Source organism: Paenibacillus sp. FSL K6-2862 (genome assembly GCF_038005125.1).
In the GTDB taxonomy this organism is placed as follows: domain Bacteria; phylum Bacillota; class Bacilli; order Paenibacillales; family Paenibacillaceae; genus Paenibacillus; species Paenibacillus illinoisensis_A.
The window spans coordinates 3,312,336-3,334,569 of record NZ_JBBOSN010000001.1 but is presented as its reverse complement, the minus strand read 5'-3'; the positions used below and the strand labels follow the sequence as shown (position 1 = coordinate 3,334,569).

At 46.3% G+C, this 22,234-nt stretch carries 23 protein-coding genes; 8 read left to right on the top strand and 15 right to left on the bottom strand.

What is annotated here, in order from left to right; genetic code table 11:
- Window positions 1-119: 119 nt before the first annotated feature.
- Entirely contained in the window at window positions 120-1,034 is a 915-nt protein-coding gene (locus tag MHB82_RS15165; RefSeq protein WP_341175139.1) for an AraC family transcriptional regulator, read from the top strand.
- A 61-nt stretch (window positions 1,035-1,095) separates the two neighbouring features.
- On the opposite strand, the gene MHB82_RS15160 is transcribed toward MHB82_RS15165, so the two are convergent.
- Window positions 1,096-2,496, bottom strand: coding sequence for an aldehyde dehydrogenase (locus MHB82_RS15160; protein ID WP_341175138.1), 1,401 nt, complete (start codon window positions 2,494-2,496; stop codon window positions 1,096-1,098).
- 97 nt (window positions 2,497-2,593) lie between these two features.
- Complete coding sequence (locus MHB82_RS15155) at window positions 2,594-2,896, bottom strand: ArsR/SmtB family transcription factor (RefSeq protein WP_110822100.1); 303 nt, start codon at window positions 2,894-2,896, stop codon at window positions 2,594-2,596.
- 251 nt (window positions 2,897-3,147) lie between these two features.
- Here MHB82_RS15155 and MHB82_RS15150 point away from each other — a divergent pair, with 251 nt between their 5' ends.
- The 5 genes from MHB82_RS15150 to MHB82_RS15130 all read left to right on the top strand — a co-directional run bounded on the left by MHB82_RS15150 (window position 3,148) and on the right by MHB82_RS15130 (window position 7,168).
- A complete protein-coding gene (locus MHB82_RS15150; protein ID WP_258377843.1) occupies window positions 3,148-3,825 on the top strand; it encodes a GntR family transcriptional regulator in 678 nt (225 codons plus the stop codon).
- 41 nt (window positions 3,826-3,866) lie between these two features.
- Window positions 3,867-4,934, top strand: a complete 1,068-nt coding sequence (uxuA, locus tag MHB82_RS15145) for a mannonate dehydratase (RefSeq protein WP_341175137.1) — start codon at window positions 3,867-3,869, stop codon at window positions 4,932-4,934.
- Window positions 4,931-5,794 carry an SDR family oxidoreductase gene (locus MHB82_RS15140; protein ID WP_110822102.1) on the top strand — a complete coding sequence of 288 codons (864 nt, stop codon included), beginning with the start codon at window positions 4,931-4,933 and terminating at the stop codon, window positions 5,792-5,794. The genes uxuA and MHB82_RS15140 overlap by 4 nt, the downstream gene beginning before the upstream one ends.
- A 242-nt stretch (window positions 5,795-6,036) precedes the next feature.
- On the top strand, window positions 6,037-6,765 hold the full coding sequence (locus MHB82_RS15135) for a DUF421 domain-containing protein (protein ID WP_095357980.1): 729 nt from the start codon (window positions 6,037-6,039) through the stop codon (window positions 6,763-6,765).
- A 31-nt stretch (window positions 6,766-6,796) separates the two neighbouring features.
- A complete protein-coding gene (locus MHB82_RS15130) occupies window positions 6,797-7,168 on the top strand; it encodes a DUF4363 family protein (protein ID WP_341175136.1) in 372 nt (123 codons plus the stop codon).
- Between the two features lie 73 nt (window positions 7,169-7,241).
- Here the strand turns inward: MHB82_RS15130 and MHB82_RS15125 are convergent, their stop codons facing one another.
- The 7 genes from MHB82_RS15125 to MHB82_RS15095 all read right to left on the bottom strand — a co-directional run bounded on the left by MHB82_RS15125 (window position 7,242) and on the right by MHB82_RS15095 (window position 12,787).
- Window positions 7,242-7,949 (bottom strand): M50 family metallopeptidase, encoded by a 708-nt coding sequence (locus MHB82_RS15125; RefSeq protein WP_341175135.1) that lies wholly within the window; start codon window positions 7,947-7,949, stop codon window positions 7,242-7,244.
- Between the two features lie 46 nt (window positions 7,950-7,995).
- Window positions 7,996-8,472 carry a hypothetical protein gene (locus MHB82_RS15120; protein WP_110822105.1) on the bottom strand — a complete coding sequence of 159 codons (477 nt, stop codon included), beginning with the start codon at window positions 8,470-8,472 and terminating at the stop codon, window positions 7,996-7,998.
- A 166-nt stretch (window positions 8,473-8,638) separates the two neighbouring features.
- The gene (locus MHB82_RS15115; protein WP_341175134.1) at window positions 8,639-9,787 is read right to left on the bottom strand and encodes a metal ABC transporter solute-binding protein, Zn/Mn family; all 1,149 of its coding nucleotides are present in this window, start codon (window positions 9,785-9,787) and stop codon (window positions 8,639-8,641) included.
- Window positions 9,774-10,667, bottom strand: a complete 894-nt coding sequence (locus tag MHB82_RS15110) for a metal ABC transporter permease (protein ID WP_239297776.1) — start codon at window positions 10,665-10,667, stop codon at window positions 9,774-9,776. Before MHB82_RS15110 ends, MHB82_RS15115 begins: the two co-directional genes overlap by 14 nt.
- On the bottom strand, window positions 10,613-11,320 hold the full coding sequence (locus tag MHB82_RS15105) for a metal ABC transporter ATP-binding protein (protein WP_341175133.1): 708 nt from the start codon (window positions 11,318-11,320) through the stop codon (window positions 10,613-10,615). The genes MHB82_RS15110 and MHB82_RS15105 overlap by 55 nt, the downstream gene beginning before the upstream one ends.
- Before the next feature lie 49 nt (window positions 11,321-11,369).
- Window positions 11,370-11,519, bottom strand: coding sequence for a 50S ribosomal protein L33 (gene rpmG, locus MHB82_RS15100; RefSeq protein ID WP_036613813.1), 150 nt, complete (start codon window positions 11,517-11,519; stop codon window positions 11,370-11,372).
- 68 nt (window positions 11,520-11,587) lie between these two features.
- Complete coding sequence (locus MHB82_RS15095; RefSeq protein WP_341175132.1) at window positions 11,588-12,787, bottom strand: GTP-binding protein; 1,200 nt, start codon at window positions 12,785-12,787, stop codon at window positions 11,588-11,590.
- Between the two features lie 244 nt (window positions 12,788-13,031).
- Here MHB82_RS15095 and MHB82_RS15090 point away from each other — a divergent pair, with 244 nt between their 5' ends.
- Both MHB82_RS15090 and MHB82_RS15085 read left to right on the top strand, forming a co-directional pair.
- Complete coding sequence (locus MHB82_RS15090; protein WP_341175131.1) at window positions 13,032-14,063, top strand: permease; 1,032 nt, start codon at window positions 13,032-13,034, stop codon at window positions 14,061-14,063.
- A gap of 42 nt (window positions 14,064-14,105) precedes the next feature.
- Entirely contained in the window at window positions 14,106-15,089 is a 984-nt protein-coding gene (locus tag MHB82_RS15085) for a TIGR03943 family putative permease subunit (RefSeq protein WP_341175130.1), read from the top strand.
- A gap of 140 nt (window positions 15,090-15,229) precedes the next feature.
- Here MHB82_RS15085 and MHB82_RS15080 read toward each other — a convergent pair whose 3' ends face one another.
- The 6 genes from MHB82_RS15080 to MHB82_RS15055 all read right to left on the bottom strand — a co-directional run bounded on the left by MHB82_RS15080 (window position 15,230) and on the right by MHB82_RS15055 (window position 22,071).
- Entirely contained in the window at window positions 15,230-16,531 is a 1,302-nt protein-coding gene (locus tag MHB82_RS15080) for a pyrimidine-nucleoside phosphorylase (protein ID WP_341175129.1), read from the bottom strand.
- Between the two features lie 313 nt (window positions 16,532-16,844).
- Window positions 16,845-17,552 (bottom strand): purine-nucleoside phosphorylase, encoded by a 708-nt coding sequence (deoD, locus tag MHB82_RS15075; protein ID WP_095357991.1) that lies wholly within the window; start codon window positions 17,550-17,552, stop codon window positions 16,845-16,847.
- A gap of 131 nt (window positions 17,553-17,683) precedes the next feature.
- A complete protein-coding gene (gene deoB, locus MHB82_RS15070) occupies window positions 17,684-18,862 on the bottom strand; it encodes a phosphopentomutase (RefSeq protein ID WP_341175128.1) in 1,179 nt (392 codons plus the stop codon).
- Between the two features lie 29 nt (window positions 18,863-18,891).
- Window positions 18,892-20,082, bottom strand: coding sequence for a NupC/NupG family nucleoside CNT transporter (locus MHB82_RS15065; RefSeq protein WP_341175127.1), 1,191 nt, complete (start codon window positions 20,080-20,082; stop codon window positions 18,892-18,894).
- Window positions 20,083-20,267: 185 nt separating this feature from the next.
- Window positions 20,268-20,918 carry a deoxyribose-phosphate aldolase gene (deoC, locus tag MHB82_RS15060; protein WP_095358633.1) on the bottom strand — a complete coding sequence of 217 codons (651 nt, stop codon included), beginning with the start codon at window positions 20,916-20,918 and terminating at the stop codon, window positions 20,268-20,270.
- A gap of 214 nt (window positions 20,919-21,132) precedes the next feature.
- Window positions 21,133-22,071 carry a sugar-binding transcriptional regulator gene (locus MHB82_RS15055; protein WP_095358634.1) on the bottom strand — a complete coding sequence of 313 codons (939 nt, stop codon included), beginning with the start codon at window positions 22,069-22,071 and terminating at the stop codon, window positions 21,133-21,135.
- Window positions 22,072-22,234: the final 163 nt, after the last annotated feature.

Here is a 22,234-nt window from a genome sequence, read left to right as displayed (position 1 = left end):
TACCCAAATCAAGCTGGTCGTATATAATGGAATAAAGCGATTACATTTATTTTTGAACATTGCCAGCCTTGTAAGCTGACTGCCCATTTAATCAGTTTCTATTATAAAGGAGGTCTCCGATGTCTTCTACTTACTTGCCTCCCGCTCTGGGTGAAAGTGTACATGAGGTCTTCTATCCAGATGTCCAGACCACCGTCAATCTCTTTGCCATTCATCTGCGGAGTGTTGGTGCGAACTGGAATTATCCGGCACATGAACACCCGCAGTACGAGCTGAACTATGTGACAGAAGGTGTACAGCTCATGTCGGTGAACGGCCAAATGTATACACAAAAGGCTGGCGAACTGCTCCTCATTCCTCCAGGAAGCGTTCATTCCAGCCAGAGCCAGGACGGTCAGGGATTTACCTATTTCTGCATGCACTTTGATATCGATGATCAGTTGTTCCTCTCCTTGCTTGCCCGAATCAAGCAGACCCTCTTCCATGCAGACAATCCGGTTACATTAAAAATTGAGCCGGTTCTGAGCAAATTAATGAATTCTGCAAAGGAAGAATCGACACCGAATACAATGGTTCAGCGCATGCAGCTGCAATCCGCTGTATTCGAATTATTCGGGCATTTGTGGGAAGCCGTCTCTCAGGAGGCAGCGCATCTGTTCTCCGAAGGATATGAACGGATTGAGCTTGCTCATCAGATCCGGAATCGACTGCAAGGGCTGGTAAACCAGCAGTTTAAGCAAGGCAATGAAACCGACAGCCACTATGGAATTGATGACATTGCTGCTGAACTGGGGATTAGCTCCTCTCATTGTAACCGTGTGTTCAAGCAGGTATTTGGTCAGTCTCCGCGCGTGGCTCTCTCCGAGATGGTTTTGCACGAAGCGAAGGTACTGCTTGGTAATCCGAAACTATCCATTCAAAGTATCGCAGCAATGCTCGGTTACAAGGATATCGCTCACTTTAGCCGTCAATTCAAGCGTTGGTCAGGCATGTCACCGTCTCGATTCCGACAAGAACAGCCTGCTGTACAGTGAGTCTGTCAGAATGTAGAGCAAAATAGATGAATATGAAATCCCTCTGCTGATTCAGCAGTGCTTATTTCAACAAACGCTTAATTGTCTTTAGCTTGCCATCGTATGGCGGGTACAAAATGGACAAATTCAGTTTGGCGCTCTTTTTGAGCACGCTTTTCATATGTGAGAAGGTTTCGAGGCTGTACCGCCCATGATAAGAGCCAATACCGGAATGTCCTACACCGCCAAATGGCAGCCGTGGATTGGCTACGTGAGTGATCGTATCATTAATACAACCTCCTCCAAAAGAAACCTGGCTCAACACCTTATCCTGAAGCTGTAAGTCTGATGTGAACAAATAAAGAGCCAGCGGCTTCGGACGCTTCAAGATCCCGTCAATGGCTTCATCAATGCTGTGGTAACTGATTATGGGCAATATCGGTCCGAAGATCTCATCTTCCATGGTGGCTGCGTCCCAGGATTTAGCGTCAATTAGTGTCGGTGCAATGTAGCGATCCGCTTCATCAGAGTGACCTCCATAGATCACTTTGTCCTGGTCCCGTTCAATAAGCTTCGTTAATCTTCTGAAATGAGCCTGATTGACGATGCGCCCATAATCGGAATTATGCTGAATGTCTGTACCGAAGAAGGACTCCACAGCTGTTTTCATCTCCGAGATCAGCTGCTCCTTCACTCGTTCATGCACAAGCAAATAATCCGGAGCGATACAGGTCTGTCCCGTATTGAGCAGTTTACCCCATATAATTCGTTCAGCAGCAACTTTAATATCTGCTTTCTCGTCCACAATGACAGGACTTTTCCCACCAAGCTCCAAGGTAACAGGAACGAGGTTTTTGGCAGCGGCCTCCATCACGATTTTACCTACCGGTACACTGCCCGTAAAAAAGATGTAATCAAACGGAGCATTAATCAGTGCTGTCGTTGTGTCCTTGGCGCCTTCTACAACTTGTACATAACCCGGCTCGAATACCGAGGAGATTATCTCACGAACAACGGCCGACACCGCAGGTGTGTTTTCAGAGGCTTTGAGCACCGCGGTGTTTCCAGCGGCAATCGCACCAACCAGAGGTTCTATGAGGAGCTGAAACGGATAGTTGAAAGGTCCGATAATGAGCACGGATCCATACGGCTCAGGGATAATGTAACTTTTGGAGCCGACCAGGGCCATCTGCGTTTTTACTTTAACGGGTTTGACCCATTTTTTCACTTTTCGTATGGTGTGTTTGATGCTGTCCATCATAAAACCTATTTCGGTCGTATAGGATTCAAACTCACTTTTACCCAAATCCTGATGCAGCGCTTCGGTGAGTCTGGATTCATATTTCTGAATAGCCTGCTTCAGCTGGGTTAAACGCTCAATTCTAGTCTCCGCTGAACGGGTAGCCCCGGAACGGAAAAACTGGTGCTGCTGCTCCAAAATCAGCTTAACCGCTTGATGATCTAATTCCTGCAAGGTGCTCATATCGTATGTCTCCTCTACTTGTATTGATGAAACGTTTAAACAAACGAACGTAACCAACGGAAAACTACGTGCTTCATCGTTAAGATTTATCGGTTGTCTACAGACACTCTTTCTCCAATGCAGCAACCAGTTCTTTCAACAGTTCAACGGATGGCTTCAGGGAAGCAGAGTAATACCGCTGGGTACCCTTCTGTTCCACGGAAATAAGCCCTTTTTCAAGCAGTAACTTGAGATGGTGAGAGATGGCTGGTCTCGACAGACTGGATTGTTCAGTAATCTCGTTTACGGTCATCTGACCCCGCTCGGTTAGGATTAACAAAATATTTTGACGGTGGTTATCGCTTAGAACCTGAAATAATGGAATGCAGGACTGGAAAATACTTATCGCATGTTGACTCATATGATCACCTCAATCTGCTCAATCATTGTAACATTTATGTGATTTGGTTTAAATGTTTAAACCTATCGACTTCTATTTTATACCTACTTCAGATAAAACTCAATTATTCATATATTATTTCATTTGAAATGCAATAAAAGCGCTTCCATACTACCATACAAGTATGGTAGTATGTCATTGAAGGAGTTGAAGTTGTGGAATATATCCCAAAGTTTTCGTCCAAAGCCGGTTTGTCGTCTTCCCTAAACGGTCTGTCGTCCAAGAATAAGCAAGCCTCCTCAACACGGGATGTCGTCTATGCTACATTGAAGCAATTGATTCTAAGTTTAAAATTGCCTCCCGGCACAGCTATCTCCGAGAAGGAAATATCGCTGGAGTTTCAGGTAAGCCGTACTCCTGTTCGCGAGAGTTTTGTTAGACTGGCACAGGAAGGTTTGCTTGAAGTGTATCCTCAGCGCGGCACGTATGTTTCTCTTATACAGCTAGACCTCGTTGAAGAAGCACGCTTCATGCGTGAGCAGCTGGAACGGGCCGTGATCCGGCTTGCATGCGAGCATTTTCCGGATCAGGAGATGATTTTATTAGAGCAAAACCTTGCTCAGCAGCAAGCGTGTTTGCTGCAACCGGACGATGAACGAATGTTTCAACTGGACGAGGAATTCCATAGCACCCTTTTTGCAGGATGCAACAAAAGCAAAACATGGACCGTGATCCAGCAGATGAATGTACACCTCAATCGAAGCCGGATGCTTCGTTTGTCTTCGGATCATCAGTGGGATCATCTGATCGAGCAGCACCGGTCCATGGTGGAGGCCATTCAGCAGCATGATGCTCAGACGGCAGAACGAATTATGCAGGAACATCTTCACCTGACCGTCACAGATCTGGCCATCCTTCAGGATACATATCCTTCCTATTTTCAACAATGACATGTCTGGTTTTTCTAATTACACTTGATGAGGTGAACGTGATGAAAATGGTTTTTCGCTGGTTTGGCGAAGGCAATGATACGGTGACGCTCGATCATATTCGGCAGATTCCGGGAGTGGAGGGCATTGTGTGGGCACTGCATGATGTTCCGGCAGGCGAAGAATGGCCCATGGACAAAATTCTGGCTGTCAAAGCGGCAGCTGATCGGGCAGGATTGCATTTGGATGTAGTGGAAAGTGTCAATATTCATGAAGATATCAAACTGGGTCTGCCTACTCGGGACAAATACATCGATAATTACAAAAAAACAATGGAAAAACTCGCCCAGGTTGGCGTAAAAGTGATCTGTTACAACTTTATGCCCATCTTCGACTGGCTGCGTACGGATCTTCATAAGGAAATGGAAGACGGATCCACTGCCCTCTTCTATGAAAGCAGCAAGCTCGCAGATATTGAACCACTGGAACTTGTGCGGCGCATAACCGAAAATTCCGCGTTAACGATGCCAGGCTGGGAACCGGAACGATTGCAGTACCTGACTGGTCTGTTCGAAGCTTATAAAGATGTGACTGAGGAAGATATGTGGGAGCATGCCCGATATTTTCTACAGGAGATCATTCCTACGGCTGAGCGGCTTGGCATTCGAATGGCGATCCACCCGGATGATCCGCCATGGCCTATTTTCGGTTTACCAAAGATTATTATCAGCCAAGATAACCTGCGTAGATATCTGAATCTTTATGATAGCCCTTATAACTCTGTGACCCTGTGCAGCGGATCTCTTGGAGCTAACCCGGATAACGATATTATTGGTATGATTCATGAATTCCGTGACCGGATTCCGTTTGCCCATATTCGTAATGTCAAAGTGTATGATAACGGTGACTTCATTGAGACTTCACATCGCGGCCAGGATGGGAACGTGGATATTGCAGGTGTAGTTGAAGCTTACCACGACATTGGATTTGAAGGTTATGCAAGACCGGACCACGGGCGTCACCTCTGGGGCGAACAATGCAGACCTGGTTATGGTCTGTACGATCGTGCTCTGGGTATCATGTATCTCTGGGGTGTCTGGGATTCGCTACAAAGGAGGACAAAAGCATGAGCGATTATGTATTTGAAACATCTTCCCGTCTGGAAGGCAAAACAGCGGTAATCACAGGTGGTGCCGGCGTCCTCTGCCGATCAATGGCCGAAGAACTTGCTCGTCACGGGGCCCGTGTGGCCATTCTCAATCGTACGGTTTCCAAAGGAGAAGAAGTTGTTGCCGCTATTGAAGCTGCTGGCGGAACAGCCATTGCCGTTGCTTGTGACGTCACCCAAGTGGACAGTGTGAAGGCCGCGGCGGCAGCGGTACAGGAAAAGCTGGGTCCATGCGATATCCTGATCAATGGTGCAGGCGGTAATCACGCCAGTGCCAATACGACGAATGAAATTTTCAGATTGGAAGATCTCGAACAGCCTGATGTCACCACGTTCTTTGACGTCAGTGTGGATGGGTTTCGTCAGGTCATGGATCTGAATTTTGTGGGCTCCCTTATTCCTACCCAGATCTTTGCAAGACAAATGATTGATCGTGACGTGCCTGCAACAGTCATTAATATCTCGTCGATGAGTGCACCTTCGCCGATGACCAAAGTGCCTGCGTACAGTGCAGCCAAGGCTGCAATTAACAATTTTACACAATGGTTGGCAGTCCATCTTGCCGAATCGGGAATCCGGGTTAATGCCATTGCCCCAGGATTTTTCCTTACGGAACAAAACCGGAATTTGCTGCTTCATCCTGATGGCTCTCCTACTGAACGTTCCAGCAAAATCATTGCACATACGCCAATGCGCCGGTTCGGGAAGCCTGAAGATCTGCTGGGAACACTAATGTGGCTTGCGGATGAGAAGCAGTCTGCGTTCGTCACCGGCACGGTGATCCCCGTCGACGGGGGATTCATGGCTTATGCTGGAGTCTAATGATCCGATCGGTACATTTATAAGAGATATCTTAATAGTAAAGCACTAAAAATAATTATTAACATGTAATAACGACCCGTAATCAGGAGTGTGTATCCTGATTTCGGGTTTTTTCATTTTCCGAATAAGATCATCCAGCCGAGGCAACGCTTGTAATAGTCAACATTAACAATTGGCAGCTAGTTGTCTACTAATATACATGTGATTTTGCAGTACGCCAAATGTAGGAAGGTGATACATACATGATGGAAGAAACATGGGTTGTGGTTGTGCGCTCCATAATTGCTTTTTTGACCCTGATCATCTATACCAGAGTGCTCGGCAAACAGCAAATGGGTAACCTTACGTATTTCGATTATATTAATGGGATTACCATTGGTTCCATTGCGGGAACTTTCGCTACTGATTTGTCTTCTAAAGCATGGATTCATTTTGTCGCACTTACCATTTTTACAATCATTACGATTATCTTTCAGTACATTACACTTAAAAATCGAACCATTTCCAAGCTGATGGATTCTGATCCTACCGTTGTCATACAGAACGGTAAAATCCTTGAGCAGAACCTGCAGAAAATGCGTGTCAAATTCGATGAATTGACCATGATGCTGCGTCAAAAAGACGTATTTGACATTACGACACTGGATTATGCAATCCTAGAACCGGACGGCAATCTCTCCGTCGTTTTGAAGCCCGAGAATCAGCCAGTTACAGCCAAGGACATGCATATGCATCCTCCAAAAAGCAAACTGATGACCGAGCTCATTATTGAAGGTGTCTTGATCAAGCAAAACCTGAAAGAGAGAAATAAGGACATCAATTGGCTGACTGAACAATTAAAAAAGAAAAATATTACGATCCAGGACATTGCTTTTGCGGCTATCTTGCCTAACGACAAATTGTATGTCGATCTTTTCAAAGACCAATTCTCAGAAAAAACGGATATGGGTGATTATAAGGGACCCTTCTAATTTCTTTTACTATCTGCATGGAGGCGGTTGAATGAAAACACGTTTCTGGTTGCTGTATGTACTACCCATATTTTTGCTTGTTCTGTTTGTAGCCATCATGGCCACAGGCTCATTTCTCAAAAAACCATTTGGTACACAGGACCGTTTGCTCGAATCCGTACAAATATTGGAAAATCAAGTGGAGAAAAAACAGTGGACTGAAGCCAAATCTCAAATTGAATATGCACTGCAAGCCTGGGACCGCATCGTCAATCGTATTCAGTTTAGTGTGGAACGTGAGACCATTTACGACATTTTAGGTACCCTTGCACGAATTAGGGGAGGCGTTGCCGCTGAAGATGATCAGGCGATTTTGGAGGAGATTTATTATTTCTACGTCCTATGGGAGAATCTCGGAGATTAGGGGTAGACCAAATCACAAATGATACAGAAAGGCACCTCCTTTATCGCAAAAGGAAGTGCCTTTTTAAATGCATTTAAGCGTTTCGCGACCGTACACCACGTGAACGTGGACTGCGAGATATACCTTCTTTGCGGAAAAACAGACTCAGCGCCCCCTTTGCACACCAGAGCGCAAACAAGGCAAAGAGTGTACCCCAGAACAGGGCTGGCAGGAACGTCTGTTGAGCCAGATTTGCTGCATCCCCAGCCCGTGAAGGCTGTGTCCAGGACATGAAACCAACGTACATGGCACTAACCACAGACTCTTCAAGGGTCAAGAAAGCAAGTAACAGATAGTAGTACTTCACGATCTTGGCGCCAAAGATCATAATCACGACATTCAGAGCAATGAAACCTGTAAGCCATAACATGCCGAATTCTCCTCTTACATACAACAAAAGGGAAACCAGTGCTACAGCGGTCATGATACCCAGCCCCCACAACTGCAGCCCTTTGCGGTAAAGATAGAATAACAACCATGCAAAAAGAGAAGCCGTGACATACCCTGCCAATGACACCAGAATGGATCTGCCTGGTGTTAACATGGAAGAGTACGTGACGCCGCTGTGATCGGCGTATAATTCGATTCGTAATACTTTCCCGGATAACAGCAGGGTCATTAAAGCATGGCCGAATTCATGAATCATCGTGTCCAGATTCCGGAACAACGAAGAAAACGGAATAAAACGTGTTAGAAAAACTGAAGCCACCAAAAACAATATGGTTTTGAGCCATTTATTCAATTCCGTGTTCCCTCCTCATCACCGACTATACATGCCCATCGTTATACTACGTATCAACCCTCTTCTCGTTTCTCCTTGTGAAGTGGGCTGCACAATATTCTATCCACCAGCAGAAGCTGCGATTATGCCCAATGAAGAAAGAAGACAGATCATAACGTCCTTTCTCGACCTCGAGCGTAACGAGCAGACGATTTCGCATATGCTTCAGTGCATATTGGACGAATTGATCGGCGGTTTCACTTTGAACTAGTGTAACATAAGCATATAACGAATGGTCTATCGGTTCATCTAGCGGACTTACTCCAGCACATGAAAATTCGGTCCCAACACCGGCTTGCTGAAGTGAGGATAAGGCTTCAAGCAGCTCCGCATCTATTTCTACACCGTTCCACAACACCGTTCTTTTCGCAGACACGGTATATTTATCACGTTCCGTCCAGTGCAGCAGCTCCTGCTTGCGTCTTCTCCATAGATGAGGCGGCTGCTGACTTAGCAATACTTCATGTTCTTCACTTAGACCCATAAGCTTCTCCTCCTCCCCCCATTGGTTCTCCGAAAGCATCTTACACAACGAAAAGAGCACATCGCTGTGCTCTCTGCGTGGCAAAAGGCAAAGGAATGGCACGGCCATTCCTCAGCATGTTGTACCATTGTACCTTTTTCGATGACTGGTATCAAACGGGTTTTCATTATTCATTCAAAGCCAGTTTAAGGGCCTCCAGATTCTGCTCCATTACACCAATGTAGTCCAGACCCGCAGCAATTTCCTCTTCGGTTAATCCTTCAATGGGATTCAATACTGCTGTTTTGGCACCCACTTCACTGGCAATAGTCTCGGATACTTTGGAAGATACCAGTGTTTCGAAGAAAATCGTTTTGACCTGATGTTCCTTGGCAAAATCGATTACAGATGCCATCTGTGCTGCAGATGGCTCTTGCTCGGGAGACAACCCGGCGATAGGTACTTGCTGCAGACCATACTGCTGTGCAAGATAGCCGAACGCTGCATGCTGTGTAATGAAATCTTTTCGTTTGCTGTTGGTTACAGCCGCTTTAAATTCTTGGTCAAGTGTCTCCAGCTTGGCGATGTAAGCATCCGCATTTTGCTTGAATTGTTCGGCATGTTCGGGCGCAGCTTGTGCCAGTCCGGCTTCGATGTTCCGCACTTCCTGAACAGCCAGAACAGGTGATAACCAAACGTGCGGATCAAGTCCGCCATGATCATGTGAATGCCCTTCTTCGGTGTCGGCATCATGTTCATGGTCATGTTCTTCTGTCGTCGCTTCATCTGCATGGTTATGGTCATGCTCTTCTGCAGCAGCTTCTTCCCCATGCTCGTGATCATGATCATGTTCTTCTGTAGTTGCTTCATCTGCATGATCGTGGTCGTGCTCATCTGCACTAGACTCCCCATGATGATGGCCATCTTCTACGCCTTCAAGCAGATCAATGCCTTGGCTTGCTTCAACTTGTACCAGCTTGTCATTACTCAGACTATCCTTTACTTGATCAATCCATGATTCCATGCCAGCACCATTATAGACAAGTACATCTGCTTTCTCGATGCTTGCTATATCCTGAGGTGTAGGCTCCCAGTCATGAGGCTCCATACCAGCAGGAACGAGTGTATGTACATCAGCCAGATCTCCTGCTACATTTTTGGTGAACTCATACATCGGATAAAAGCTAACCTGTACGTTCAATTTTTTCTCAGTTGCTGCCGGAGTACTTGTTGAAGCTGCATCCGAATCGGATGCGGGTTTGGTTTGCCCGCAACCTGCTGCAATAAGTGTGAGACTGAACAGCAGTCCCATTGCTGATTTTTTACTGAATTTCATGTGGTGTATTCTCCCTTGATTGTATTAATATCCTTGCGCCTTGCTGTTTTACTTCCTTGCGATGCCGTTTACGATTGTATAGTTGAATCAGCTTTTGAGCTGATATTCCAGTCAATAGAAAGGCCAGCAAAATGAGTGCGATCGTTCCACCTGGCGGAGTATTCAAATGGTAAGATGTTGTCAATCCGCCAAAAATGCCGATTAACCCGGTAATGACGGCAATGACCAATGCAGCAGCGAAGCTGCGAGAGATTCGAAGTGCCAGCGCTGCTGGCAGCACAATCAATGCGGATACAAGCAGTACACCTACGATCGGCATAGCTGAAGCAACCGTCAGTCCTGTCAGTACGGCGAAAGCAAACGATAACCCTTTTACCTGAACGCCTCCAATAGAGGCTGTCTCTTCGTCAAACGTCAAATTATATAACGGTCTCCGTAGTACAATGAAAAATAACAAACCAATGACACATACAGCTGCCATCATCCATAACTGAACATTGCTGACTGCAACGATGGAACCGAACAGATAGGAACTGAAGGTCTTGGACAAATTTGTTTTCAAACTCATAAGCACCACAGCCAGTGCCAGGCCTGAGGTCATGATGATCGCCACTGGTACTTCACTATATGTACGATAGCTTCTACGCAGTTGTTCGACCAATAACGCACCAATGACAGCGATCGCAAACCCGCAGATGACCGGGTTGAGATTCATGACCGAACCAAGGGCCACTCCCGCCAGAGAAACATGGGACAGCGTATCGGCCATCAGCACCTGCCTCCGGAGCATCAGGTAGACACCAAGAATCGGAGCAATAATGCCAATCAGTCCGCCTGCCCAAAAGGCGCGCTGCATGAATTCGTACTCAAACACTGCCATTCCTCACTTTCTTGTCGCTCCAGGGTGATAGTCCGGTCCAATCGGTTGCCCATCTCTTCAAGGCCATGTGTGACCATAATAATGGTCAATCCATGGACATCTGCATAGTGTCGCATCAGATCATAGAAACCTTCCCGGCTGCGGCGATCCATGCCTGTTGTCGGCTCATCCAGAACTAGAACTTGGGGTTGTCCTGCCAGAGCTCTGGCGATGCAGATGCGCTGCTTCTGTCCACCCGACAGCTCGCCTACCCGTGTATTGCGATATTCCCACATACCGACTTCCCGAAGACTGCGTTCGACTACGGCTTCCTGTTCGGGTGAGAATTTTCGGAATAGACCAAGCTTGCAATAACATCCGGATCGCACCAGTTCAATGACTGTACTGGGAAAGCCACTGTTGAATGATGCCACCTGTTGGGGCACATATCCGATCTCCAGTTTGTTTCCATTGTTGTTCTGAATATTCATATGTACCGTGCCGCTCCAGGGCTGTAACAGCCCCAGCAGCAATTTCAGCATGGTTGTCTTCGCCGAACCATTGGGTCCGGTAATGCCTACAAACTCGCCCACATGAATATCCAGCGATAATTGATCAATGACGGGTTCTTTGCCATATCCAAAAACCACGTCGCGCATGGAAGATAGAATCATGGTAGATCCTCTTTTCGTAAATATTACGATTTAAAAATGACAAAAAAATTTATCTCGTTTCCCGGTGAATCGTCATTTTCTTTAATCGTGGCGAATATTTTTTCATTTCAAGACGCTCCGGGTGGTTACGTTTGTTCTTCGTCGTGGTATAGTTGCGATCCCCGCACTCTGTACATGCTAAAGTTACAATGACTCTCATGGTTGTGACCTCCTTTTTTAATCGTAATGATTACTGTTTAATGATACTATCCCATCCTTTTTCTTTTGTCAACCCCATGATGGAAACGGATCTTTCAGTTCACGCCAGTTAAGCTGCATCTCTTCTTCGGTAAGCAAAGTATCGTCCAATGTTCGCTCGATCACTGCTCGGTCCATATCAATTCCTATAAACACCAATTTCGTTACCCGGTCTCCCCATGTATCATCCCAATCCGGAATGGCTGGTAACGTATCTCCAAAATGCATCTGCCGTTCCTCTTCGCTCATCGCACCCACCCATAGGCCAGCTGGTCCAAGTTGCTTGGATGTCCCTGCATGACTGAAGGAAATAGCCATATGGTTCCGTGTAGCCAGCCACATCAAGCCCTTGGATCTGACAATACTCTCCGGCCACTTCGCAATCCAGCGCAGCAATCGTTCTGGATGAAACGGACGTTTCCGATGGTATAGAAACGAGTGAATGCCATACTCTTCCGTTTCCGGAGTGTGTTCTTCCTTCATTAATTCGCGGATCCAGCCTGCAGACTGACTGGCTTTTTCAAAATCAAACCGTCCCGTGTTCAATATCTCCTTCGGATCGATCTGCCCGTGAGACGTTCGAATCAGCTTAGCTTCGGGTTGCATCGCATGCAGAGCCTTTTCCAGCTTCAGCAATTCCTCCTCAGAGACGAGATCACACTTGTTGAGAATCAGCACATCACAGAATTCAACCTGATCGGTCAATAGATGCACGATTCCCCGGACATCGTCCTCTCCTGCTTCCTGACCCCGATCCATTAATGTTTCCTTTGAATAAAAGTCCCGCCAGAACTGCGCCGCATCCACAACAGTTACCATGGTGTCAAGTCTGGTGAATTTCGTTAAATCAATTCCAAGTTCTTCATCGATATAGGTAAACGTCTGTGCAACGGGAACAGGTTCTCCAATACCCGTCGATTCAATCAGGATATAGTCAAAAGAACCATCCAGAGCGAGACGTTCCACTTCTTTCAGGAGATCTTCCCGAAGCGTGCAGCAGATACAGCCGTTGGACATCTCCACGAGCTTCTCGTCAATACGTGATAATCCGCCTCCATCTCGAATTAACCCGGCATCAATGTTAACTTCACTCAGGTCGTTTACGATTACAGCGACTCTCATACCTTCCCGATTATGCAGCACATGATTCAATAAGGTTGTCTTGCCTGCACCCAGATATCCGCTTAATACGGTTACGGGTACCCGGAGATTCTCTTGTTTTTCAGACATGTCTAATCCTCCACTCCAAGGTTCTTTGATAAAAAGGAAGAACCAATATGTTTTAGTTGAATGTTAATCGTAATTATTACGATTAACATTCAACACTATACTTGACTTGACTTTCGCTTGTCAACTTCTCGATTCAATACCAATCAACAAATCGTAAAATTTATGATTAAAAGACCAAACTGCGTATGTTGCTTAAGGTACAAGCATATAGATTACTAAAAGTCCGGTTGTGGAGGTCTGTTGTATGAAGCTTGCAGCCAATATGAAGCTCCTGTCCATCCTGCTTCCCTGCGCCTTTCTTGTTCCCGTGCTCATCACGATGTCCTCTGATCTGAAACAGGCGTGGAACAGCGAAGCTTTGCAAAATGTGAAAACCGTATTCATCGGCATTTTCCTCGAGGCTGCTCCTTTTCTACTCATCGGTGTACTGCTCTCTTCACTCATGCAGTGGTTCGTGTCAGAAGAAATGGTTCGCAAGCTTACACCAAAGAACCCCGTTGGTGGAGTACTAGTTGCTGGTTTACTCGGCATCATATTTCCGATCTGCGAATGTGGTATGATACCCGTTGTTCGCCGTTTGATGCATAAAGGCATGCCTTCATATATTGCAGTTACATTTATTCTTAGCGGCCCAGTAGTCAATCCTATCGTGTTTACCGCAACACTGCTCGCTTTTCCATCTCATCCCGAAATCACGATTGCCCGCATGGGACTGGCTTTTGCCGTCGCAGCTTCGATTGGCTTGTTGGTATATTTGTTTGTACGGCAGAATCCTCTGCGCAAAGCCAAGGCTGCCGTGACAGAGGTCAAGACTCACTCCGCATTCAAAATGGCACACCCATCTAAGCACGACGACCACGACCATAACCATGAGAAAAACTGGCGCAGCTTCTTTATCCATGCCGGAGATGAATTTGTGGATATGAGCAAGTATTTGGTCATTGGTGCAATGATTACAGCCTGTATACAGACGTTTATTAGTCGAAATGACTTGATTGCGCTTGGGAACGGACCGGTTGCCTCCTATGTGTTTATGATGGGATTTGCTTACGTATTATCTCTTTGTTCGACTTCCGATGCATTTGTAGCCTCTGCATTCTCGCATACCTTCGCTCTCGGCCCACTCATTTCATTTCTGGTTCTTGGTCCCATGCTCGATTTCAAAAGCACACTGATGCTGCTGTCCACTTTCCGCACAAGGTTTGTCATTGGGTTAAGCATATCCATTATTGTTCTTGTCTTCGCTGGATCATGGCTGATTAACCTTCTGGTATAGCGTATAGGATCATTTCATTGAAAATTGAAAAGAGGTGATTAGATGATTCAACCTGCATCCTTTCACGCCTATAGTCACACTCCAAGGAGGCACTCCATCCAGTGGCATTCATTAATCCGTGCGGTATGGATTGGTGGTCTTGCCGTATACATCTTGCATTTGAATGAGAATGATTCTTTACATTATTATCTGGCACCTACGATGCAGCGCTTGCTGTTATGCTGTCCCATACCACTCATGTTCATCGCGGTCATTATGGCTTGGCATGGACTGTTCGGTCACGGCCAGGTCCATTGTGATTGTGAACATCCACCTCCGCCTGGAGGACTTCGAAGCTTGGTGACCTACGGCTTAATCACGTTTCCCCTGCTGCTCGGCTTTTTGCTGCCTGATCAGGCACTCGGAAGTTCCATGGCCAGTCAGAAAGGCATGTCGCTGTCTTACGCTCCTCCCGAAATCCGGCGTAAAGAACCTGCACCAGAGGAAGCTGCCAGCTTGAATATTCAAGATTTTGCCCAGAACCAATCTTCTGCTGCATCTGGGTCAGCGAGTAAAGTCCAATTCATTCCTCCTGATGAATACAGCCGTGAATTTGCTGAGCTAGCGGAAAAATTGTTTGCAGAACCGGTCATCAAGGTTTATCCAGAGATTTTTTCAGAAACGCTTGGCACCATTGACATGTTTCAACGACAATTTGCAGGCAAATCGATCTCCCTTACTGGCTTTGTCTATCGGGATGAAAGTATGGATCATGAATCGCACTTTGCGCTTGGTCGTTTCCTCGTCATGTGCTGTCCAGCAGATGCAGCGCCATTTGGCGTAATGATCCACATTCCTGAAGCCGACAGCTTCCCTACCGACAGCTGGGTACAGATTGATGGCAGCATCGGATCTGCCCAGGTGAATGGCAAAGATACCATCGAGATCCGGGCAGCAAAAATAACTGCTGTTTCCGAGCCATCCACGCCTTATATTTATACCAATGCAGATTCCGTAATGGCTTATGATAAACTCCAAGGGAAATGAAAGGTCTGGTTTAAACCTAAGTTAAGGCCCAGACCGATTCTCATATTCATTGAACAAGAAAAAACCCGAAGCCATGAATCCACGGCTTCGGGTTTTTCAATTCGAGTCCAAGATATATTGTACTCGGGGGATCTGATTGATTATTCTGTTACAATATCATGAACGAGCACAGGAGCATCGGCATGATCCGCAATGGTAATGTTCTCTTTGATCTTCGCGATTACATCTCCCACATCCTCACGATTGGCATGGATGGTTACCAGCGATTCACCAGCATTAACCTTGTCGCCAACTTTTTTGTTCAGCATCAAGCCTACAGCAAGATCAATCTCGGATTCTTTGGTAGCACGACCTGCTCCAAGCAGCATCGCAGCAGTACCAATCTCGTCCGCTACGATTTCAGCGACGTAACCGTCCCGGTCAGCTTCAACTTCAATCAGATATTTCGCCTGTGGCAGACGATCCGGATGGTCAACGACAGACGCATCGCCACCTTGGTTGGCCAGGAAATGCTTGAATTTCTCCAGTGCCTTCCCGTTCTGGATCACTTCTTTCAATTTCTCTTCCGCTTGTTCCAAGGAGTCTGCTTTGCCAGCAAGGAACACCATTTGACGTCCGAGTGCAAGACACAGTTCTTCCAGATCTTTTGGTCCTTTGCCCTGCAGTGTCAGGATTGCTTCTTTCACTTCAAGCGCGTTACCGATCGCAAGGCCCAGTGGTTGAGACATGTCGGAGATGACAGCCATCGTTTTGCGCCCTACATTGTTACCGATGCTGACCATGGCATGTGCAAGTTCTTTTGCATCTTCCGTCGTTTTCATAAATGCACCCGCACCTGTTTTTACATCCAGTACGATGGCATCAGCACCTGCAGCAATTTTTTTGCTCATGATGGAGCTGGCGATGAGCGGAATGGAGTTAACTGTTGCTGTTACGTCACGGAGTGCATAGAGCTTCTTGTCAGCTGGGGTAAGGTTACCACTCTGACCGATAACCGCTACCTTATGTTCGTTTACGAGTCTAATAAATTCTTCCTTCTCCAGCTCGACGTGGAAACCGGCAACGGACTCCAGTTTATCTGTTGTTCCGCCAGTGTGACCCAGACCGCGTCCGGACATTTTAGCTACAGGAACATCCAGTGCAGCAACGAGCGGGGCCAGTACCAATGTCGTTGTATCACCAACGCCTCCAGTGGAGTGCTTGTCTACTTTGATGCCTTCAATGGCGGATAGATCGATCGTTTCACCCGAATTAACCATCGACATCGTTAGATCTGCTCGTTCCTTGTCCGTCATATCCTTGAAGAAAACGGCCATCGCCCAAGCGCTGACTTGATAATCCGGAATTTCTCCTTGGGTATAACCTTGAACAACAAAATCAATTTCAGCTGTTGTCAGTTCTTTTCCGTCACGTTTTTTGGCAATAATGTCTACCATTCTCATGATGATCTCTCCTTTGTTGTGGTGAGTGTTTACACAGTCACTCCGATGGCAGAACAACCTTCCGACCACTGTTATCCCCAGATTTCTTGATTCCTCCTTTAAAGGGGGAAATCCTGTGATAAAGGCGGACGCTTCGCTTCTTCAGGTTTATTCTGCCCTCTCCGTTATCGTGTAAATTTGTATGTTATTGTGGTGGTAAAAAAACTCGGAGACAAAGGCGAACGCTTCGCTTCTTCAGAATTGATCCGTTTCCTTCACTACGTGCAAAAACAAAAGTTTCAATTCAAATCAATTGCTTGATTAATAATAAAACCTAAAGCGTGATTGCTGTTTCCAGTGCAACGACCATCATATCATTGAATGTTTTTTGACGCTCCTCGGCAGAGGTTTCTTCGCCGGTTAGCAAGTGGTCGCTTACTGTCAGAATCGTCAATGCATTAACGCCAAACTTCGCTGCGATCGTGTACAGTGCTGTCGTTTCCATTTCCACGCCCAATACGCCGTGCTGCATCAACTTTTCAGTAACAGAGCGGTCGTCACGGTAGAACGAATCGGAACTGAATACGTTACCCACATGGATTTTCATGCCTTTTGCTGTCGCACGGTCATATGCTTCTTTCAGCAAGGAGAACGTTGCGATTGGGGAGAAATCATACCCTCCAAACACAAGCTTGTTCATGCTGGAGTCCGTACATGCCGCTTGAGCCAAAATGACGTCACGAACTCGCACGTGCTCCTGCATACCTCCGCATGTTCCCACGCGAATGAGGTTTTTGACGCCATATTCGCTAATCAACTCATTGGCATAGATGGCGAACGATGGAATCCCCATGCCTGAACCCTGCACCGAAATGCGTTTTCCTTGATATGTACCGGTAAAGCCCAGCATTCCGCGAACTTCGTTATAACAAACAACATCTTCCAAATACGTATCCGCAATATATTTAGCGCGCAATGGATCTCCTGGTAAAAGGATCGTTTCTGCGATATCTCCGGGTTTGGCTCCAATATGTGTACTCATGGTTAAATCTCCTCCATTTTATCCATTAATATAGTCATGCCAGATCCCGGGCAGCCGAAGCTGCTCCGGTGTTCTGCATATATTTTTTTACAGTTTCATTATTCATCTGGTTTTAGCTTGAACGACGAAATCTATTTTAAATCTTTCAGGAAGCTTGTACCATACTCCGGCAATTGAACACCGAAGTTATCGGCTACCGTAGCACCGAGATCTGCAAATGTACTACGCAGTTCAAGTTGCTTACCTTCATTAAAACGTGGGGAATACACAAGCAGTGGCACATACTCACGTGTATGGTCCGTACCACGATACGTTGGGTCGTTACCATGGTCAGCCGTAATAATCAGCAGATCGTCGTTGGTCATTTTCTCAAAAATCTCAGGCAGACGTGCATCGTAATCCTCAAGTGCTTGAGCATATCCTTGTGGATCACGGCGATGACCGAACAATGCGTCGAAGTCTACCAGGTTCAGGAAGCTAAGCCCGGTGAATTCTTCATCCATCGTCTCGGACAATTTGTCCATGCCATCCATGTTGGACACTGTACGGACAGACTTTGTCACACCTTCACCATCATAGATATCTGCAATTTTACCTAGGGCAATGACGTCGAATCCCCCGTCTTTAAGCTCATTCATCACCGTACGGCCGAATGGTTTGAGAGCATAGTCGTGACGATTCGCTGTACGTTTGAAGTTACCCACTTCCCCAACGAACGGACGAGCAATGATACGGCCCAGCATGTATGGATCATCAAGCGTGATCTCCCGGCAGAATTCACAAATTTCGTACAGCTCTTTTAACGGCACCACATCTTCATGTGCTGCAATCTGCAGAACGGAATCCGCGGAAGTATAGATGATGAGCGCTCCAGTTTTCACATGCTCTTCACCAAGCTCATCAATGATTTCCGTACCACTGGCCGGTTTGTTTCCGATGACTTTACGGCCTGTCTTCTCTTCGATGCGCTGAATCAGCTCATCCGGAAAGCCATTCTCGAATACACGGAACGGCGTATCAATATAGAGTCCCATGATCTCCCAGTGGCCTGTCATCGTGTCTTTGCCCCGGGACGCTTCTTGCATTTTGGTATAATACGCTTTGGGTGCATCCGCGACAGGAATGCCCTCAATTTCTTTAATGTTGGATAGTCCAAGACTTGCCATATTCGGCATGTTCAGACCTCCACGCTCACGTGCAATGTGACCAAACGTATCCACATCGTAGTCATCAAATTCTGCCGCATCCGGTGCTTCACCGATACCTACAGAATCCATAACAATCAGATGTACTCTTTTGAATGTTGACATAACTTACGCACTCCTTCCAATTATCCGGCTTACAAGAACAGTCCGGCGATGATCGCAGACAGCACGCTGACAAGCGATGCACCGTAAAGCAGCTTCAGACCGAAGCGGGCCACCACATTGCCCTGTTTCTCATGAAGTCCCTTGACCGCACCGGCAATGATACCGATGGAGGAGAAGTTGGCGAACGATACGAGGAAGACCGACACGATGCCTGTCGTACGGGCAGACAGTGCGGTATGTTTGGTTAGATCCAGCATGGCGACGAATTCATTCGATACCATTTTGGTCGCCATGATACTTCCCGCCTGAATCGCTTCTTTCCAGGGAACCCCCATAATAAACGCAAAGGGTGCAAACACATAACCAAGCAGTTCCTGGAACGAAATGCCGAGAACAGCACTAAATATGCCGTTAATGAGCGCAATCAGGGCAACGAAACCGATGAGCATTGCTGCAACAACGATCGCCACTTTAAAACCGTCCAGAATGTACTCACCCAGCATCTCGAAGAACGATTGTTTTTCCTCTTCCTGCACTTCCAATATATCTTCTTCCTCGGTTACCTTATAAGGATTCACGATGGAAGCAATGATAAAACCGCCAAACAGGTTCAGCACAAGCGCTGTAACCACATATTTCGGATCAATCATGGACATATAGGCACCGACAATGGACATCGATACCGTGGACATGGCTGAGGCACATAGTGTGTACAGCCGATGCTTCGGTAGCAAGCCGATTTGTTTTTTTACGGAGATGAACACTTCAGATTGCCCCAGAATGGCGGAAGCAACCGCGTTATATGATTCCAGTTTGCCCATTCCGTTGACTTTGCTTAATACCAGACCAATATATTTTATAACAAAAGGTAAGATTCGGATATACTGCAATATACCAATCAGGGCAGAGATGACGACAATCGGCATCAAGACCGTCAGGAAAAACGGGCCACTACCGCTTTCTGCTCCAACGTTTACTAAACTGCCGAAGACAAAGGTAATTCCTTCGTTTGCATAGTCCAGAAGATTTTTAAATATCGTGGAAAATCCGCCAATCAGCCATGTTCCTACTTCGGTGTTCAGCAAGGCATAAGCCAATATAATCTGTAAAATAATCATGACGACCAGCGGCCGGTAGCGAATTTGCTTCTTGCCGTTACTTGCAATGTAAGCCAGTCCAAAAACAACAAGTAAACCAAGTATGGCAATTAGAAATTTCATTTGATCTCTCCTTTGAAGGTAGTTTAGCCAGATGTTAAATTCAGCTCAAAGGCCATACAATAAAATTAAACTTTCAGAAAGTTTATTAAGCGCTTACAAATAATTCATTTTATAAAGGTTGGAAACCTGTTCCCCATGATCGGTGTATATACCGGATTCTGGAGAACAGATCAACCACCTGGTTTTTAGTAAGAGGATGTAGATTGTCCACCTTGCATGATTTTCACGCCGGAGCTTGCACCAATACGAGTTGCTCCTGCTTCAATCATTTTTTGCATGTCTTCCAGGCTGCGTACCCCGCCCGATGCTTTTACACCCATATCTGGTCCAACCGTGCGACGCATCAGAGCGATATCTTCTGGTGTTGCCCCACCTGTAGAGAAACCTGTGGATGTTTTGACGAAATCGGCGCCAGCTCTAACCGCTGCCTGGCAAGCACGTACTTTCTCTTCATCTGTAAGCAGACACGTTTCAATGATGACTTTTACCAATGCTTTACCCGCTGCAGCTTCAACAACAGCACGAATATCCTGCTCGACATAGTCATCTTTTCCATCTTTTAATGCACTGATGTTGATAACCATGTCTACTTCTGTAGCACCTTTAGCAATTGCATCTGTCGTTTCGAACGCTTTGGTCTCGGAAGTGGAAGCTCCCAGAGGGAATCCGATTACTGTACAGATATCTACGCCACTGCCTTGAAGCTGCTCTGCAGCATAAGAAACCCAGCCCGGATTTACGCACACGGAAGCAAATTGGTACTGTTTCGCTTCTTCAGTCAATTTGTTGATTTCGCTTTGTGTTGCATCCGCACGAAGCAAGGTATGATCGATCATTTTGGCTAATTGAGCTGTAGTCAATTGAATCTCTCCCTTATCTGAACTGTTTATTTTATAGCCTTACACTAACATGAACATATGTAAAAATCAATATGAACCTTTGTTCACTCTCATTCACCCATTACTGTGAGCGAACCAACGCTTATAGCTTCTGCCCTAAAAAAGCAAAACATCCACCATTCTTCCGTGGCAGATGTTGTCATCCTCAGATTTAGAATCGAAGCAAAGCCTGCGCCGTGTACTGGTCTGTTACCAGAATGTTAGCATAGTGTCCTTTGAGCGCTGCGTGGATGGCTTCGATTTTGCGTTGACCACCGGCAACAAGGATGGATTTCTCTTTGTTCCGTAATTCAGCCAGGTCAATCCCTACGGTTCTGCTGTTGATCTCTTCACTAATCAATTGACCCTCAGCATCAAAGAAACGTGAACAGATATCACCTGCACCCGAATTCATCAGCAATTGCTGTTCCTCTTCGTTGAAATAACCCAGCTTGAACAGAAGTGCGTCCTCCTTCACCGTACCCACAGTGAAGATGGCGATGTTGGCCTGCCTGCCGAGCTCTACGATGCGTCCGATGTGCCGGTCAGCTTCCACCATTTTCTTGACTTCAATATTGTCAAAAATAACAGGCAGGGGCAAATACCTCGGAACGGTATGGAACGCTTCCGCAAACAAATGCACGATCTCCGCTGCATACGTGTTGACGTGGGAATGACTTACGCCTCCCTTTAATTGAACGACTTCAACACCTTTAACCTGTTTGGCCCGAAGCTGTTTGGCCACCGCGTACATCGTTGTTCCCCATGTCACTCCAATAATATCTGCATCCTGTACGGTGTCCTGCAGATAGTCCGCAGCTCTTTTGCTAATATGCCTCTGTATCTCTTCATCACTCTTCAATGGTGCAAAACAGACGAGTGCGGTATCCAGATTATATTTGGCTTTGAGTTCTCCGGCAATGATATCAATGTCCTCCAGAGGGTCCATAATTTCAATACGGACATAACCTCGGTCCTTGGCATACTGGAGCAACCGGGATACGGTTGGACGAGACACGCCCAGCCTAACGGCGATATCCTGCTGGCTGTAATCCGACTGATAATACAATTTGGCTGCTTCAATGCTTAATCGTTGTTTCTCCATATCCATTCCCATTTGCAATCATCTCACTCATCCATGGTATCGTTTGCAATTCTTGTTTCATACTGATTCATATTTTAATTCACTGCTAGTCCAGTTTATTATACATCATGAAGTACCAGGTCACTATTCCTTCTGTAGCTAATGTCATAAGAGAAGATTTGTGTAATCC